This is a genomic window from Ruegeria jejuensis (genome assembly GCF_041537905.1).
GTDB lineage: Bacteria > Pseudomonadota > Alphaproteobacteria > Rhodobacterales > Rhodobacteraceae > Ruegeria_C.
Genome location: NZ_JBGRUO010000014.1, coordinates 111,695 through 126,684 on the forward strand (window position 1 = coordinate 111,695; position 14,990 = coordinate 126,684).

General features: G+C 60.9%; 15 protein-coding genes and 1 pseudogene. 5 read left to right on the forward strand and 11 right to left on the reverse strand.

Annotated features, from left to right (window positions below; all coding sequences use genetic code 11):
* Positions 1 to 60: 60 nt before the first annotated feature.
* From AB1E34_RS16495 to AB1E34_RS16515, 5 genes are all read right to left on the reverse strand, one after another.
* On the reverse strand, positions 61 to 1,179 hold the full coding sequence (locus AB1E34_RS16495) for an ABC transporter permease (protein ID WP_372573422.1): 1,119 nt from the start codon (positions 1,177 to 1,179) through the stop codon (positions 61 to 63).
* Positions 1,179 to 1,949: an ATP-binding cassette domain-containing protein gene (locus AB1E34_RS16500; protein WP_372573423.1), complete on the reverse strand. Its 771-nt coding sequence runs from the start codon at positions 1,947 to 1,949 to the stop codon at positions 1,179 to 1,181. Before AB1E34_RS16500 ends, AB1E34_RS16495 begins: the two co-directional genes overlap by 1 nt.
* Positions 1,950 to 2,090: 141 nt before the next feature.
* On the reverse strand, positions 2,091 to 3,140 hold the full coding sequence (locus tag AB1E34_RS16505) for a substrate-binding domain-containing protein (RefSeq protein WP_372573424.1): 1,050 nt from the start codon (positions 3,138 to 3,140) through the stop codon (positions 2,091 to 2,093).
* Between the two features lie 26 nt (positions 3,141 to 3,166).
* On the reverse strand, positions 3,167 to 4,189 hold the full coding sequence (locus tag AB1E34_RS16510; protein ID WP_372573425.1) for an ABC transporter permease: 1,023 nt from the start codon (positions 4,187 to 4,189) through the stop codon (positions 3,167 to 3,169).
* Positions 4,176 to 5,702 (reverse strand): sugar ABC transporter ATP-binding protein, encoded by a 1,527-nt coding sequence (locus AB1E34_RS16515; protein ID WP_372573426.1) that lies wholly within the window; start codon positions 5,700 to 5,702, stop codon positions 4,176 to 4,178. Before AB1E34_RS16515 ends, AB1E34_RS16510 begins: the two co-directional genes overlap by 14 nt.
* 121 nt (positions 5,703 to 5,823) lie before the next feature.
* On the opposite strand from AB1E34_RS16515, the gene AB1E34_RS16520 reads away from it, so the two are divergent.
* The gene (locus AB1E34_RS16520; RefSeq protein WP_372573427.1) at positions 5,824 to 6,855 is read left to right on the forward strand and encodes a LacI family DNA-binding transcriptional regulator; all 1,032 of its coding nucleotides are present in this window, start codon (positions 5,824 to 5,826) and stop codon (positions 6,853 to 6,855) included.
* Here the strand turns inward: AB1E34_RS16520 and AB1E34_RS16525 are convergent.
* The 3 genes from AB1E34_RS16525 to AB1E34_RS16535 are packed head-to-tail and all read right to left on the reverse strand — an operon-like array spanning position 6,852 to position 9,544.
* Positions 6,852 to 7,859: a LacI family DNA-binding transcriptional regulator gene (locus AB1E34_RS16525; RefSeq protein ID WP_372573428.1), complete on the reverse strand. Its 1,008-nt coding sequence runs from the start codon at positions 7,857 to 7,859 to the stop codon at positions 6,852 to 6,854. The genes AB1E34_RS16520 and AB1E34_RS16525 overlap by 4 nt on opposite strands.
* Positions 7,856 to 8,743: an NAD(P)-dependent oxidoreductase gene (locus AB1E34_RS16530; RefSeq protein WP_372573429.1), complete on the reverse strand. Its 888-nt coding sequence runs from the start codon at positions 8,741 to 8,743 to the stop codon at positions 7,856 to 7,858. Before AB1E34_RS16530 ends, AB1E34_RS16525 begins: the two co-directional genes overlap by 4 nt.
* Positions 8,744 to 8,779: 36 nt before the next feature.
* The gene (locus AB1E34_RS16535) at positions 8,780 to 9,544 is read right to left on the reverse strand and encodes an SDR family oxidoreductase (protein WP_372573430.1); all 765 of its coding nucleotides are present in this window, start codon (positions 9,542 to 9,544) and stop codon (positions 8,780 to 8,782) included.
* Between the two features lie 97 nt (positions 9,545 to 9,641).
* On the opposite strand from AB1E34_RS16535, the gene AB1E34_RS16540 reads away from it, so the two are divergent.
* Both AB1E34_RS16540 and AB1E34_RS16545 read left to right on the forward strand, forming a co-directional pair.
* Positions 9,642 to 10,589: a 2-hydroxyacid dehydrogenase gene (locus AB1E34_RS16540; protein WP_372573431.1), complete on the forward strand. Its 948-nt coding sequence runs from the start codon at positions 9,642 to 9,644 to the stop codon at positions 10,587 to 10,589.
* 7 nt (positions 10,590 to 10,596) lie between these two features.
* The gene (locus AB1E34_RS16545; RefSeq protein WP_372573432.1) at positions 10,597 to 11,625 is read left to right on the forward strand and encodes an L-idonate 5-dehydrogenase; all 1,029 of its coding nucleotides are present in this window, start codon (positions 10,597 to 10,599) and stop codon (positions 11,623 to 11,625) included.
* Between the two features lie 65 nt (positions 11,626 to 11,690).
* Here AB1E34_RS16545 and AB1E34_RS16550 read toward each other — a convergent pair whose 3' ends face one another.
* From AB1E34_RS16550 to AB1E34_RS16560, 3 genes and pseudogenes are all read right to left on the reverse strand, one after another.
* The gene (locus AB1E34_RS16550) at positions 11,691 to 12,455 is read right to left on the reverse strand and encodes an enoyl-CoA hydratase-related protein (protein ID WP_372573433.1); all 765 of its coding nucleotides are present in this window, start codon (positions 12,453 to 12,455) and stop codon (positions 11,691 to 11,693) included.
* Positions 12,456 to 12,512: 57 nt separating this feature from the next.
* Complete coding sequence (locus tag AB1E34_RS16555; protein ID WP_372573434.1) at positions 12,513 to 13,493, reverse strand: NAD(P)H-dependent flavin oxidoreductase; 981 nt, start codon at positions 13,491 to 13,493, stop codon at positions 12,513 to 12,515.
* Between the two features lie 329 nt (positions 13,494 to 13,822).
* Positions 13,823 to 14,140: pseudogene (locus AB1E34_RS16560) on the reverse strand (transposase); the annotation flags it as partial.
* Between the two features lie 47 nt (positions 14,141 to 14,187).
* Here AB1E34_RS16560 and AB1E34_RS16565 point away from each other — a divergent pair.
* Together AB1E34_RS16565 and AB1E34_RS16570 are read left to right on the forward strand one after the other, a co-directional pair.
* Complete coding sequence (locus AB1E34_RS16565) at positions 14,188 to 14,487, forward strand: winged helix-turn-helix domain-containing protein (RefSeq protein WP_372573444.1); 300 nt, start codon at positions 14,188 to 14,190, stop codon at positions 14,485 to 14,487.
* A 163-nt stretch (positions 14,488 to 14,650) separates the two neighbouring features.
* Positions 14,651 to 14,990 (forward strand): transposase (locus tag AB1E34_RS16570; protein WP_372573435.1); only part of this gene is annotated, 340 nt, incomplete at its 3' end.

Genomic DNA, 14,990 nt, shown 5'->3' on the forward strand with positions numbered 1-14,990 from the left:
CGGAGCCATCGGTCGGGTCGGGGCTGCACCCCCGGCCCGGCAACTCCGCGTGTTGGCCGGTCACCCGCTTGGGTTGGGGTCACCGGCAAATAGCCCGCCGATCGCAAGCAATGCGATCAGCACACCGATCAGGGCCGCGCTGAAGCGCAGCATTTTCTGTCCATCCGGGGTCATGAGGCCCGCGAACAAGCCGCCCGCCCCGTCCCGGTCCTTCTTCTGCATCCAGGTATAAAGCGCGACCGAACTGACGATAACGACGCCCGAGGCGACCGATTGCCAGAAGAACTCGATCCGCAGGGTCACCAGAGCATTGATCATCATGCTCAAGAGCAGCACGCCCGCAAACGAGCCCAGCATCGAGGCACGACCGCCAAAGAGCGAGGTGCCGCCCACAACAACCGCCGCAATGACGTGCAGGTTGAAGTAAGGGGCAGATGTGGCCTGGATGGCGTTCAGCTTGCCGGTCAACATGACCCCGCCCAGCGCGGCGCAGGCGCCCATCAGCACATAGGCATAGACCTTGTGCCGATTGACCGAAATGCCGGTCAGTTCGGCGGCTTCGGGGTTAGACCCGATTGCGATAGTGTAGCGTCCGAAATAGCTACGCGTCAGCAGCACATAGCCCGCGATCATCGTTGCAATCCCGATGATGACCGGGATCGGAATGAAGCCGGGGATCTGGCCCCGCCCGATCTCGGTCAGGAATTCGGGGAAACGCGCCAGGACAAGCCCCTTGGCCAACACCAGGGCAAAGCCGCGATAGACAAGGTCCATCGCCAGTGTCCCGATCAGATCAGGTACGTTGAACCGTGTGATGATCAGCCCGTTGATCAGGCCCATCACCGCGCCCAGCATGATCGCAATCGGCACCGCCACATAGACGGAAAAACCGTATTGCTTGATCAGAAAGGCCATCATGATGCCGCTGAGCGCCGCAATCGAGCCAATCGACAGGTCGATGCCCCGCTGCGTGATGACAAAGGTCATCGCCATCGCCATCGGCATGTAGAGCGCCGCATCCAGCAGGATCAGGTTCAGGTTGGTGGCCCGGAAATACCGCGCCGGTTCGGCGACCGCCATGAACAGCAGTATCGCCAGGATCATCACCATCGGGCCGATGATCGCAACATAAGGCTCGATCCGTTCCGAGAGTGTTTTCTGAGCAGTAACCGTGGCCATCACGCCGCCTCCTCTGCGCCGACAATCAGGCCCAGGACCTCTTGCGTGTTGCTTTCTGCTGCCTTGACCACACCAACACACTGGCCGCGCCGCTGCACATGGATGCGGTCTGACACCTCAAAGACGTCATCCAGCGAATGGCTGATCAGGATCACCGCCAGTCCTTGTGCTTTCAATGTCTGGATCAGTTTCAGCGTGCGCGCCGTTTCCTGCGGCCCAAGCGCTGCGGTCGGTTCATCCATGACCAACACGCGCAGCCCCTCGTGGTAGACAGCGCGGGCGATGGCTACCGCCTGACGCTGCCCGCCCGACAGGCTTTCGGTTGGCGCGTCCAGCGATTTGAGCTTCACGCCCAGACGCTCCATCAGCACACGCTCGGTTTCGGACCGCATCCGCTTGTTGTCCAGCATGGTGATGCCGAACACCTTGCGCGTCAGCTCGTTGCCCAGAAACATGTTCGCCGCTGGATCAAGGTGATCGGCTAGCGCCAGCGTCTGATAGACCGCGTCAATGCCCATCTCGATAGCGTCGGCATGGCTGGCGAAATCAACCTTTGCGCCATCCAGAAAGATATCGCCTTCTGTCGGCTGATAGACACCGGTCAGCACCTTGATCAGCGTTGACTTTCCGGCGCCATTGTCGCCGACGATGGCCAGCACTTCACCGGCATAAGCATCAAGATCGACATTCGACAAGGCGGTGACGCCGCCGAAGCGTTTGGTAATGCCGCGCATTTTCACAAGCGGAATGTCGAGCGGGGTGTCTGGCATAAGATACTCCGTGAATTGAATAGAGCGTTCCGGCGCGGGCCACACGAGCCCACCGATCCGAACCGCAATCTGTTATGGGGCCCACAAAGGACCTCCTTGGGCCCCCGAACCGGTCTGGTCCGAGAGCCCCGGGGAGTTCAGTTATTTGCCCCAGATGGTCGAATAGGCCTCGCGGTAAGGCGAATCCGGGTCGAACTGATTGCTGTCGCCGAGTTTGGCCAGCCCGTCCTGCGTCACCAGCGCCGGAGAGGTCACATAGCCAGAGCAAGCCTCGCCCTGAATGGCGCGGTTCAGCTCGTCCACCAGTTGCCAGCCCTGCAGGTTCAGCGGCTCGGCCACGGTGATGGTCTGGTACTGACCGCCGCGGATGCGCTGGAACGCCGCCTCAGACCCGTCACCGGCCGAGCCCGCTTTCGGTGAGCCATCGCCGGGGATGCCTGCTGCCGCAAGGGCCGGTCCCATGAAGTCGAAGTAAAGGTCGTTGATCGCCAGCGCGTGGGTCCAGCTATCGCCGTGTTTCTGCAAGAGCGATGTGGTCAGCGGCCCCATCCGGCTGGACGTGTCAGCAATCGGCGTGTCGACATATTCCAGAACCTTGCCACCGGCGGCTTCGATGGTTTCCTTGATCCGATCCGCCTTGTCGATCGCGATCTGATATGTGGAATCGGTAAAGATCACAGCGCCCACATCGTCGCCGCCATCCTCCATTGCCCATTGGGCAGCGACTTCGGATACGGTCATTGCATCGGTCGAGACATTGGCGAAGATCCCACCGGGCGCGTCGCAGCCGATCTTGGGACCTGAATGCCAGGCTACCATCGGGATATTTGCGCCGACAACACCTTCAAGCGCTGCCTGCTGTTCGACCGCATCGAACCCGTTGATGATCACCCCATCGGGCTTGAGCGCCAGGGCCTGACCGATGGCCGCCGTCCGGCCCTGGATCGAGCCTGCGCCATCGAGCACACGCACGTCCCAGCCGATCTTACCGGCGGCTTCCTCGACCCCGGTGGTCACCCCGAGGATGCCCCCGTTCTTCAGGTCACCGGCAACCACGACAATGGATTTGCCCTCGGCCGCTGTCGGCCCTGTTGTCGGCCCATCCCAGGCGGTTTCCGCCAATGTGACCGTGCCAAACCCGGCAAGCATCGTGGTTGCCAGCATGGCGTTCAGAAATGTTCTCTTCTTCATGACTTCCTCCCTTTGCACTTCATTGCTCAGCGCTTTTCTGCACCTTTTCTGCGCTGCGCATATCCTGCGATGCCGATGGCGATCAGCAGGGTCACCCCGTTAAACAGCGGCTCAACCCAGAAGGAGCCGCCGAATTGTTGAATGCCCGAGATTCCGACCGCCAGAATGGCGACACCGACGATGGTGCCCCAGACATTGACCCGGCCCGGTTTGATGGTGGTTGATCCCAGAAACGCCCCCACCAGCGCGGGCAGCAGAAACTCCAGCCCGACCGAGGCCTGACCGATCCGCAGCTTCGAGGCCAGCAGCACACCGGCAAGAGCGGTCATCGTGCCAGAGGCAACAAAGGCCCCGATCACGTATTTCCGGGTCGGAATACCGTTCAATTGCGCCGCGCGCTGGTTGGCGCCTATGGCATAGAGGTACCGGCCCACAGGCGTGTATTCGAGCACGACCCACATCACCACCGTGATCGCGAGCAGGTAATACCCGGTGATGGGCAGCCCGAAGACGAAGGTACTGTTGAGCGCATAGAACCCGTCCGGCAGCACGCCGACCATCTGTCGCCCGCCCGTATGCCAGAGCGCCAGCGCGTAAAGCACCGTGCCGGTGCCAAGCGTCGCGATGAAGCTGTCGATCTTGGCCACCTCGACAAGCAGCCCGTTCAGGAACCCGGTGATTGCGCCCAGCATCAGCACTAGCGCCACGGCGACCGGCCAAGGCATGCCCAGCAGGGTCTGAAAGCTGATCGCCAGAATGTGCCACAGCACGATTCCGTACCCTACGGTCAGGTCAATCCGCCCCGCTGCCATCGGGATCATGGCCCCGAGCGACAGGAGCGCAATGATTGCCTTGTCCGACACAATCGCACGCAGGTTCAGCATGGTCGGGAACGTGTTCGGCAGCAGGACCGAAAACAGCCCGATCAGAAACACCGTCAGGATCACCAGGCCATAGACCGGCAAAAGCCGGGCCAGTCTCTGGCCAAAGCTCAGGCCCTTCAACTCGGCTTTGGTCGGTTCCAATGCGCCCGATTCAAGCGATTGCATTCTGGCTGTCCTCTCGTTTCTCGATATTCCCGGCAGATGCCGACTGAATCAGATTTTCGGTGGTCAGGCGGGTCCCGTTCAATTCATCGACGATGGCCCCCTGACTGAACACGATGGCGCGATGGCAGATCGTCGCGATCTCTTCGAAGTCGGTGGAGACAACGAGGATGCCCAGCCCATCCGCCAAAGCCCGGTTGAGCAGCGCGTAAATCTCGGATTTGGCGCCCACATCCACACCGGCGGTCGGGTCTTCGCAGATTAGCAGGCTGCGTTTGGTGGCCAGCCAGCGCCCGATCACCACCTTTTGCTGATTGCCGCCCGAAAGCGCCTCAATCGCAAGACTGGGGTCGTTCGGGGACAATCCAAGCTCAGCGCCAATGATCGCGGCCTGATCGGCCTCGGTTTTCGGCGACAAGAGGCTGAGCAGTTTGCGCCCGATGCCCTCGGGGTTCAGAAACGTGTTTTCCCGGATCGTCAGGCTCATCGCCACGGATTCCTCGGTCCGGTCCTTGGCCACCAGCCCGACACCCGCCGCAAGCGCACGCTGCGGGGTCGACAGGTCAGGCGCGCGACCCGCAAGCGTGACCTGCCCGTCATAAGCTTCCAGTCCAAAGAGCGCGCGCGAGATCGCCTCATGACCTGCCCCGCGCAGCCCGACCAGCCCTACGATTTCATTCTTGCGCAGCTCGAAATTCAGCGGCCCGACACCCGCGACGCGAAACCCGCCCAGCGTCAGCACCGGTTCGCCGGGCGCATCCGTGCTCTTGACGGTCTCGCGGGTTTTGCGACCGACGATCTTCTGCACCAGTTCCTCTGGCGTGGTGTGGTCAATGCTGCGCACACCGACCATTTCACCATCGCGCAAAACCGCCACGCGATCAGCGATCTGAAAAATCTCATCCAGCCGGTGACTGACATAGATCATCCCCACCCCGCGTTCGCGCAGCGGGCGCAGTGCGTCGAACAGACGTTCCACCTCATCAGCCGGGAGCGAGGCGGTTGGTTCGTCCAGAACCAGAAACTCACTGTCCACCGCCAGCGCACGGGCAATCGCGACCAGCGATTTCTCGGTACGTGAAAGATTCTCGACCCGGGTGGTTGGATCAAAGTCGCAATCGACCTTGCGCAGCGCCTCTGCGGCGAAGATTTCGACGTCATTCCACTTGATCAGACCGTTCTTGCGAGAAAAGCCCAGGGCAAGCGCGATGTTCTCGGCCACCGTCATCCACTCAATCAATCCCAGGTCCTGGTGGATGAAGGCAACCTTTTGCCGTTCGCCAAATCCGGCGGGTCGATGGGCATAGGGCTCGCCATCGATCAGCACGCGCCCGGCATCCGGCTGATGAATGCCACCAAGCACTTTGATCAGCGTCGATTTGCCAGCCCCGTTTTCGCCCAGCAGCGCGAGTATTTCGCCACGCTCGACGGTCAGAGACACATCCTTCAGCGCGTATGTGCCACCGAAATGCTTGTCAATTCCGTCAAAAAACAGACCTGAGGCCAGGTTCTGCATGCGGGCTCCTCCTTGATCCGGGCCCCAACCCCCCGTTGAGTTACCCGTAACATTGCGCTAGTGTTTCGCGTGGTGGCCCAATCTGTCAAGCTTTAAGTTACCCGTAACGTAAGTATGTCGAATGAAAGAAAAGATCAGCAAAAACAGTCGGGTAAGCCTTTCTGAGGTCGCCCGCGCCGCAGGCGTGTCAAAGATGACCGCCAGCCGTGTTTTACGTGGCGAGGGCGGGTACTCGGAAAAAACCCGCGACAAGGTGATGGAGAAGGTGGACCAGTTGGGCTATCTGCCGAATCGTCTGGCCACGGTTTTTGCCGGCGACCAGAGTTCGACCTTCGTGGGCGTGTCGATCCCGGACCTTGGAAACGAGGTCTTTGCGCAGGTTCTTGAGGGCATCGACCGCAAGCTCGGCTCCTTCGGTCGCCAGACCGTTCTGGGCCTGACCCAGCACACCCAGCAGGAAGAAGAGAACTGGATTCGCACCGTTCTGTCCTGGCAGCCTGCGGGCCTGATCCTGACCGGTCGCTACCATTCCCCGCGCGCCACCGAAATGCTGCGCAACGCGGGCATTCCCATTGTCGAGATCTGGGATCTGAACAGCAGCCCGCTGGATATGTCGGTGGGCATCAACCACTTCGACAGCGGCTTTGACATGGGCCGCTACCTGATGAGTTGCGGCTATTCCAATATCGGATATGTCGGCACCTCGCACGATACCGCCAACGCCGCGACAACGCGGCTGGACGGGTTCTGCAAGGCCGTCGAAGGCGGCGGCGGGCGGGTGGTCAAACAGCTCTGCCTGCATGACACGGCAACCTATTATCCCGGGTTTTACGGCACCGAGCAGTTGCTGGCATCGGGCAGTGGCGTTGAATGCATTTTCTATCAGAATGACGCGATGGCCTTTGGCGGGTTGCAATATTGCGCCTCGAAAGGAATGCAGGTGCCGCAGGATATCGGCATTGCGGGCTGGGGCGATCTGCCGATTGCCTCGGTGATCGCGCGGCGGCTGACATCCATGCATGTGCCACATCTAAAACTCGGGCAGGCCGCAGCCGAGATGATGATCGGGCGGCTCAGCGATGAACCGGTCGAACCCTGCCGGGATATCGGTTTTCGCCTGATCCCCGGCACGACGGTGCGCAACAGCGCCTAGCTGGTCTCGCCCAGCACAAGGCGCGCGCCCACATCGACCACGCGCGGCCCATCCTGTGGAGTGCCGGAAAACAGATCCTCAAGCAGCAGGGCCACTTGCTCCCCGATCTCTCGTGCCGTGACGCCAATCGTGGTGATCCTTGGATCCGAGACAGAGGCCACCTCGAAGTTGCCAAATCCCGTGACGGCAATATCGCCGGGCACATCCAGGCCCATCCGTCTGCATTCGCTCAGCACCCCGAAAGCCACCGGGTCGGACACGCAGACCAAGGCGTCAAACTCTCTCACCCGCGATCCCAGCGCCGATACCGCCTGCGCGCCGTGTCGCATCGACACCGGTGCGGGTCCGGCATCCAGGATTTCGACCTCTGGCAAGCCAAGGTCCGCAGCCTTGGCAAGCGCCCCGTCGCGACGCTCGGCCCCGCGCAGGTCAGTCAGATCGGATGCCCCCACATAGCCCAACCGACGCCTGCCGCTTGCGGCCAAATGCGCGACCAGCGTGGCCATCGCCTCTGCGTTGGAGAACCCGACAACATGGCCCAAGGGGTCGGCGGGCAGGTCCCACATCTCGACAATTGGCAGATTTCGGGCGCTGAGCAGCGCGCGGGTTTCGTCTGTGTGGTGACCGCCCGTCAGAACAATGGCCTCAGGATTGCGGGTCAGAAGTTGGCGCACCAGTTCTTCTTCCTTCTCGACACTGTAATTGGTGCTGCCCAGCAACAACTGCATGCCGCTGGCGCTCAACCCATCAGAGAGCCCGCGAAAGGTTTCGGCGAAATTGGCGTTGTTGATCGAAGGCAACGTGACTGCTACAAACCCGCTTTTCTGGGTTCGAAACGCCTGCGCCGTGGTGTCATAGACATAGCCCAGATCATTGGCGACCTGCCGGATCTTGTGCCGGGTCTTTTCGTTGACCGTCTCGTCGTCACGCAGGGCACGCGACACCGTCATGGGCGAAACCCCGACGGCGCGCGCCACATCCCGCATCGTGACCCGAGCAGTCATCCGGTGATCTCTTCTTTGGCGCCCTTGAAGAACTCCATCACTGCCGCCTCATCCTCGCCGCCAAGCCCGGCGGCGGTCAGCATCCGGTGGATTTCCGTACAGATGGCGGTCATCGGCATCGAGGTGCCGGTCTGACGCGCCAGATCATTCACCGCGTTCAAATCCTTGACCATATTGTCGATCCGACCGGTGCGCCGATAGTCTTTGGTTGCGAAACGCGGCAAGTATTCCTGCAACAGCGCACTGTCGGCGCGACCGCCTTTCAGGGCGCTGGGAATCTTTTCTGCATCCACCCCCGCATCCAGTGCCAGTTGGGTTGCCTCTGCCACGGCCAGAAACCCTATCCCGCAGAGAACCTGATTGATCAGTTTCGTCGTCTGCCCCGCCCCGGACGGCCCCATATGGGTATAGTTCGACGCCACATGACGCAGCGCCAGATGCGCACGTTCCACATCCTCAGCCGCGCCGCCCGCCATCAGGGTCAACTCGCCGATCAGCGCTTTGGGGGCGCCACCAGATAGCGGGCTGTCGACCCAGGCCAGGCCACGCTCTGCCGCCATCGCCGCGAATTTCCGGGTGGCATCGGGTTCGATCGAGGACATGTCGATGATCACGGTTCCCTCAGACGCCCCGTCAGCGATACCATCCGCGCCGAAGGCCGCTAGTTCCACGATGCGCGAGGCGTTCAGGCTGGTAATAACGAAATCCACGGCCCGGCTGGCCTCAGCCGCCGAGGCGGCAGCGATACCCCCTTTGGCAACCAGTGCGGCAACCTTTTCCTGATCCAGATCGAAGACATTCAGCGTATTGCCGGTCTCCAGCAGCCGCGTACCAATCGCGCCACCCATCGCCCCGGCCCCGATCAATGCAATCTTCTCGCTCATATCCCTGTCTCCTCTACTGGTTCTGCGGACCTGCCCTCAAAGCGACGCGGTGATGCCGCCATCGACATAGAGCGTATGCCCGTTCACGAAGCTCGACGCATTCGAGGACAGGAACACGCAGGCACCGACCAGTTCCTCGACCTGTCCCCAGCGGCCTGCGGGGGTCCGTTTCTCAAGCCATGCCGAAAACTCCGGATCAGCTACCAGAGCAGCATTGAGCGGGGTGTCGAAATAGCCCGGTGCGATGGCGTTGCATTGCAGCCCGTGTTTGGCCCAATCCGTGGCCATACCCTTGGTCAGATTGCCGACAGCGCCTTTGGTTGCCGTATAGGGCGCGATGCCGGGACGGGCGAGCGCGGTTTGCACCGAGGCGATGTTGATGATCTTGCCCGCCCCGCGAGCGATCATGTGCCGCGCCACTGCCTGACCAACATGAAAGACGCTGGCGACGTTCGTTTGCAGTAGCTTCTCAAACGCATCCGCCGGGAAATTTTCCAACTCTGTCCGGTGCTGCATTCCGGCATTGTTGACCAGAATATCGATGGCGCCGGTCTGCTGTTCAAAGCCATCAACAGCCGCGCGCACCCCATCGTGATCGGTGGCATCAAAGGCCAGTTCGGTCACATTTGCCCCTTCGGCGCGCAGGGCCTCTGCCGCAGCGCTTAGTTTGGATGTATCGCGCCCGTTCAACACGATCTCTGCCCCGGCAGCGGCCATCCCACGCGCCAGTGCATATCCTATGCCCTGCGAGGACCCGGTGATCAGGGCGCGTTTGCCCGAAAGAGAGAAAAGAGTGGTCATGTGAATTCCCTTGCTGCGCAGACATGCATTGACTCGGCCTGTTTGGTACCGATAACATGTTACGGGTAACAATACTTGTCAAGCAAGGATTCTGCCCGTGTCGAAACCGATCATCCTGCAAGTTGGCCCTTATCCTGAATGGGATCAGACCCCTCTTGATAGCGCCTTTGACGTCAAACGGTATTTCGAGGCACCCGACCAATCCGCCTTTCTGGCCGAGCATGGCCCGAACATCCGTGCCATTGCAACGCGGGGCGAGTTGGGGGCAGATCGCGCCATGATCGAGGCCTGCCCGTCGCTAGAGCTGATCTCGGTCTATGGCGTCGGCTTTGATGCCGTCGATCTGGACGCCTGCCGCGAACGCGGTGTCCGGGTGACCAACACGCCGGATGTCCTGACACAGGATGTGGCCGATCTGGGCGTGGCCATGATGCTGTGCCAGTCGCGCGGCATGATCGGTGCGGAACGCTGGGTCCGCGACGGGTCCTGGGCCAGCAAGGGCCTCTACCCGCTCAAGCGGCGGGTATTCGGGCGCAAGGCGGGTATCCTGGGTCTGGGGCGGATCGGATTCGAGGTCGGCAAGCGGCTGGCTGGGTTCGGCATGGATATCGCCTATACTGATATTGCCGCCAAAGACTATGCGCCGGACTGGAGCTTTATGCCTGACCCGCTGGATATTGCGCGGCATGCCGATTTCCTGTTCGTCACACTCGCTGCCTCGGCACAAACACGGCATGTGGTGAATAGAGACCTGATCGCAGCGGTGGGTTCTGATGGCATGATCATCAACATCTCGCGCGCCTCGAATATCGACGAAGATGCCCTGATTGCCGCTTTGCAAGATGGCACGCTGGGCGCAGCCGCACTGGATGTGTTCGAGGGCGAACCCGCGCTTGATCCGCGGTTTCTGAAACTCGACAATGTCCTTCTGCAGCCGCACCACGCCTCGGGCACGATCGAGACCCGCAAGGCAATGGGCAAGCTTGTCCGCGACAACCTGACCGCCCATTTCGCCGGGCGGGACCTTCTGACCCCCGTTCTCTGAGGCTGACATGAAAACCATCGTTGCGCATGCCGCAAAAGACCTCCGCATCGAAACCCGTGAGATGCCTGAACCCGGCCCGGATCAGGTTCTGATCCGTATGGCCGCCGGGGGAATCTGCGGCTCTGATCTGCATTATTACAATCACGGGGGTATTGGACCCATTCAGTTGAAAGAGCCCATGATCCTCGGGCATGAGGTGTCGGGCCATGTGGCGGCAATCGGGGAGAATATCACCAGCCTGAAGGAGGGTCAGCTTGTGGCCGTTTCGCCCTCTCGGCCCTGCGGGAACTGCGAATATTGCCTTGAGGGCAAGCAGAACCATTGCCTGAACATGCGGTTTTACGGCTCGGCCATGCCGTTCCCCCACATCCAGGGCGCGTTTTGTGAATACCTTGTGGCCGATGCCGCACAATGCGCCATTGCCGACGGGCTAAGCGCGGGTGAGGCCGCGATGGCCGAGCCTTTGTCGGTGGTGTTACACGCCGCGCGTCAGGCGGGTGACCTGATGGGCAAGCGCGTTCTGGTCACCGGATGCGGCCCCATTGGCCTGCTCGCCGTTCTTGTCGCCCGGCACGCAGGTGCGGCCCAGGTCGTGGCAACGGACATCATGGCGTTTACCCTCGCCATGGCGCGCGATATCGGCGCCGACCTCACCTTGAACGTTGCAGAGCGCCCCAATGCGCTGGACGAATTTGCCGCCGACAAGGGGCATTTCGATGTACTCTTCGAATGCAGCGGTGTGGCTGCGGCACTGTCCTCCGCTGTACCGGTTCTACGCCCCGGCGCCACCATTGTGCAATTGGGTCTGGGCGGCGACATGACGTTGCCTTTGCAGGCGATGACCGCCAAGGAGATTACACTCAAAGGCTCGTTCCGTTTTCATTCGGAGTTCTTCATGGCTGTCGAGATGATGCGCACCGGTCGGCTGTCGGTGAGCCCGCTGATCACCCAGACGGTTCCGATGGCCGAGGCCGTATCCGCCTTCGATCTGGCGTCTGATCGCAATCAGGCGATCAAGGTGCAGCTTGCGTTTTGAAACTCGATCCCGCCCCCGAAACAGACTGAACCGGAGGCGGAAGCGGTGTTACACCCTTGAAAGGCTCAAAACTTGGGCGCGCGTTTTTCCACAAATGCGGTGTAGGCCTCGGCAAACTCGGCGGCTTTGACGCCCGCAGCAAAGTCCACCAGTTCGGTGTTGACTCGGTCCATCAGGTTCTCGGGCTCGGAAGCGCGCAGCAGCGCCTTGGACTTGGCCATCGCAACAGGGGCGCGCTTTGACAGCGCATCGGCCGCCGCTTCGGCGGCCTGCGCCACCTCGGTCGCTGGCAGCACCGCGTTGATGAACCCCATCTCCAGCGCTTCGCCTGCATCGAACATACGGCCCAGCAGGATAAGCTCGGCCGCCTTGGCCTGCCCGACCATCCGCGGCACCAGGTAAGAGGCACCGGCCTCGGGCACCAGGCCGAGGTCGACAAAGGGCATCTGGAACCGGGTTCCTTCGGCCGCATAGATCAGATCGCAATGCAGCAGCATCGTTGTGCCGATCCCGATCGCGAGCCCCTCAACCCGCGCGACGATCGGCTTGGGAAAGCCGATGATCGCCCGGAGAAAGTCCGCAGCCGCAAGATCGCCGGTTTTCACGGCGTGGGCAAAAGAATTAACATCGTTGCCGCTGGTAAAAATGCCGCCCGCGCCACTGAGAAGCACGACCCGGATCGCGCTGTCCTGAGCCGCATCTTCCAGCGCCGCAACCATTGTCCGGTACATTTCATTTGTCAGCGCGTTCTTTGTTTGCGACGCAGACATGGTCAGGCGCAGGATCGCGCCCGATTTTTCAGTGATGACTTCGGCGTTTCCGGTGGTCATGTGGATTTGTCCTTTTTTCCTGTCCGATCTGGGCGGGCACGTGTTCCCGTAAGGCGGCTAGGCAACGGCCCCCAGCAGACGCGATGTGATGATCTCGTTGGCTTCGCCCATGGTGCGGTCGATCAGCTCCTGGCAAGTCGGAATGTCATTGATCAGACCAACTACCATCCCGCAGGACCATGCCCCGGCTTCCATCTCGCCGTCTTTCATAATGCGAGGATAGACGCCGGCAACCTGTTCGATGATGTCCTCAAATTGCAGCTTGTCGCCAAGCTCTCGTTCTTTTGCCAGCAGCTTTTCAACCGCATCGTTGGTCATCACACGCTCGGTATTGCGCAGCGGGCGCATGACCAGGCGGGTGTCCAGCTCGGTTGCGGCCACGATGGCGTCCTTGACGTTCTGGTGCACGGGGGCCTCTTTTGTGGCGATGAAGCGTGTGCCCATGTTCATGCCGGAGGCGCCCATGGCCATCGACGCCACCAGCGAGCGCCCGTCGGCCTGCCCGCCCGAGGCGACGAAGGGAATCTCAAGCTCATCCGCAGCGCGGGGCAACAGGATCATGTTGGGCACATCATCCTCGCCCGGGTGACCGCCGCATTCGAACCCATCGACCGAGACCGCATCGCAGCCGATCTCCTGCGCCTTCAGCGAATGGCGCACCGAGGTGCATTTGTGGATCACCTTGATACCCGCATCCTTCAGATACGGCATCACCTGTACCGGGTTGCGCCCGGCGGTTTCGACCACGCCCACGCCACCCTCGATGATCGCCTTGACGATAGCGGGGTAGTCCGGCGCGTTCACGGTCGGCAGGAAGGTGATATTTACCGCAAACGGCTTGTCGGTCATGTCCTTGCAGCGCGCGATCTCATTGGCCAGATCCTCGGGGGTCTTCTGCGTCAGGGCAGTGATCGTCCCAAGGCCACCGGCATTCGATACCGCCGCCGCCAGTTCGGCGAAACCCACATAGTGCATGCCGCCCTGGATGATCGGGTGTTGAATGCCAAATAGTTCAGTGATCTCGGTTTTCATTGTCATCAATCCCTCGGTTTTCTTGTGTCTATGCCTGTCATCCGGTGCCCGGCCATGCAATACGGCTTTCGGATTGCCTAAACCGTTCTGATGACTTCGGTCATCATGACGTCGCGTCCGCAGGCCCCTGTCTTTCCGCAAGGTCAACGACTCCGTCGAAAAGAAAATTGCACTTTCCGAAGGGCCATGCGTGCGGGCAAAGCTCTGAACTTAGCAACTGTATTTCTCAGGCGGTCTGAGCCGACCAGTTTTGCTGAGATTTGTGTCTGACATCAGCACCTATGGGCCTGATTAGAGGATTTGCATGACGGAAGGTTTCTGGCTCATCTGAACCGTCAAGGAGAGAAGATGAGACGGAAAGCTGGAACCGACAAACCGACGGCTCCTTGGGTTTGATCCGCAAATAGCGGAGTCATGTTCATGTACTTTCGGGTCGACCACTTGGTTCCCGCGATATGGCGGAGGCGGGCGGCAGCCAGGTTCAGGCAGGACTGTCCGTCCGGGAATGCCCCCACCACGCGGGTTCGGCGCCTGATCTCGCGCATGATCCGCTCCAGTGGGTTGTTCGTGCGCAACTTGATCCAATGGCTGTCGGGGAAGGCATAATAGGTCAGGGTCTCGTGGCCGTGCTCTTCCAGCAGGTCGGCGGTTTCAGGACTATATCGAAGAGGGCTTAAGTGGACGGGCGGCGGCAGCCAGATTGAAGCTTTCCGCCGCGACGGGTGTGCGGTGGCAGCGCAAGTTGCGAGAGACTGGTTCAGTTGCGCCTGATGTCCAGGGTCGCCCGCTTGGTCGTGGCAAACTTGCAGCCCACCGGGCATTTCTTGAAGAGTTGGTGGAGCAGGATGGTGACATCACCCTGCCGGAACTTGCTGGGGCTTTGGAAGCCGCGACCGGCGTTGTCGCGCATTCGGCATCTATCGGTCGGTTCCTGCGCAAGCTTGGATATACTTACAAAAAAAGTCGCTGGTCGCCGCCGAACGGCTCCGCGCGCGTGTAAAACATCTGCGACAGGGCTGGTTCCGATACCGCATGCCCGCGATGCGAGCTCATCCTGATAGACTTGTGTTCATTCCCTTTCGGGACATTGCTGCGCAATGTCCTGTCGGGCAGCGGATGAAACGTCTGTCAAAACCAACCTCACCCGCTTGCGAGGGCGCAGCTTGCGCGGCAAGCGCCTCGAAATGAGTGCTCCCTTCGGTGCATGGGGCACACAGACGTTCATTGCCGGCCTGACTCATAACAGTCTGATCGCGCCTTGGGTGATCAAAGGGGCAATGGATGGAGAGGCCTTTGCCGCATACATCCGGGACGTTCTGGCCCCGGAACTGCACCCCGGAACGGTCGTCATCTGCGACAACCTCGCAACGCATCGAAACAAGGCTGCCGCGCAGGCTTTGAAAGACGTCGGCTGCTGGTTCCTCTACCTGCCGCCATATTCGCCTGACCTAAACCCGATCGAAATGGCCTTCTCGAAGCTGAAGGCGCATTTGCGAAGGATCG

What these genes read in the sequence shown, in the direction of transcription:
- AB1E34_RS16495 (WP_372573422.1), bottom strand. Translation starts at nt 1,179, where the DNA reads ATGGCCACGGTTACTGCTCAGAAAACACTCTCGGAACGGATCGAGCCT.
- AB1E34_RS16500 (WP_372573423.1), bottom strand. Translation starts at nt 1,949, where the DNA reads ATGCCAGACACCCCGCTCGACATTCCGCTTGTGAAAATGCGCGGCATT.
- AB1E34_RS16505 (WP_372573424.1), bottom strand. Translation starts at nt 3,140, where the DNA reads ATGAAGAAGAGAACATTTCTGAACGCCATGCTGGCAACCACGATGCTT.
- AB1E34_RS16510 (WP_372573425.1), bottom strand. Translation starts at nt 4,189, where the DNA reads ATGCAATCGCTTGAATCGGGCGCATTGGAACCGACCAAAGCCGAGTTG.
- AB1E34_RS16515 (WP_372573426.1), bottom strand. Translation starts at nt 5,702, where the DNA reads ATGCAGAACCTGGCCTCAGGTCTGTTTTTTGACGGAATTGACAAGCAT.
- AB1E34_RS16520 (WP_372573427.1), top strand. Translation starts at nt 5,824, where the DNA reads ATGAAAGAAAAGATCAGCAAAAACAGTCGGGTAAGCCTTTCTGAGGTC.
- AB1E34_RS16525 (WP_372573428.1), bottom strand. Translation starts at nt 7,859, where the DNA reads ATGACTGCTCGGGTCACGATGCGGGATGTGGCGCGCGCCGTCGGGGTT.
- AB1E34_RS16530 (WP_372573429.1), bottom strand. Translation starts at nt 8,743, where the DNA reads ATGAGCGAGAAGATTGCATTGATCGGGGCCGGGGCGATGGGTGGCGCG.
- AB1E34_RS16535 (WP_372573430.1), bottom strand. Translation starts at nt 9,544, where the DNA reads ATGACCACTCTTTTCTCTCTTTCGGGCAAACGCGCCCTGATCACCGGG.
- AB1E34_RS16545 (WP_372573432.1), top strand. Translation starts at nt 10,597, where the DNA reads ATGAAAACCATCGTTGCGCATGCCGCAAAAGACCTCCGCATCGAAACC.
- AB1E34_RS16550 (WP_372573433.1), bottom strand. Translation starts at nt 12,455, where the DNA reads ATGACCACCGGAAACGCCGAAGTCATCACTGAAAAATCGGGCGCGATC.
- AB1E34_RS16555 (WP_372573434.1), bottom strand. Translation starts at nt 13,493, where the DNA reads ATGACAATGAAAACCGAGATCACTGAACTATTTGGCATTCAACACCCG.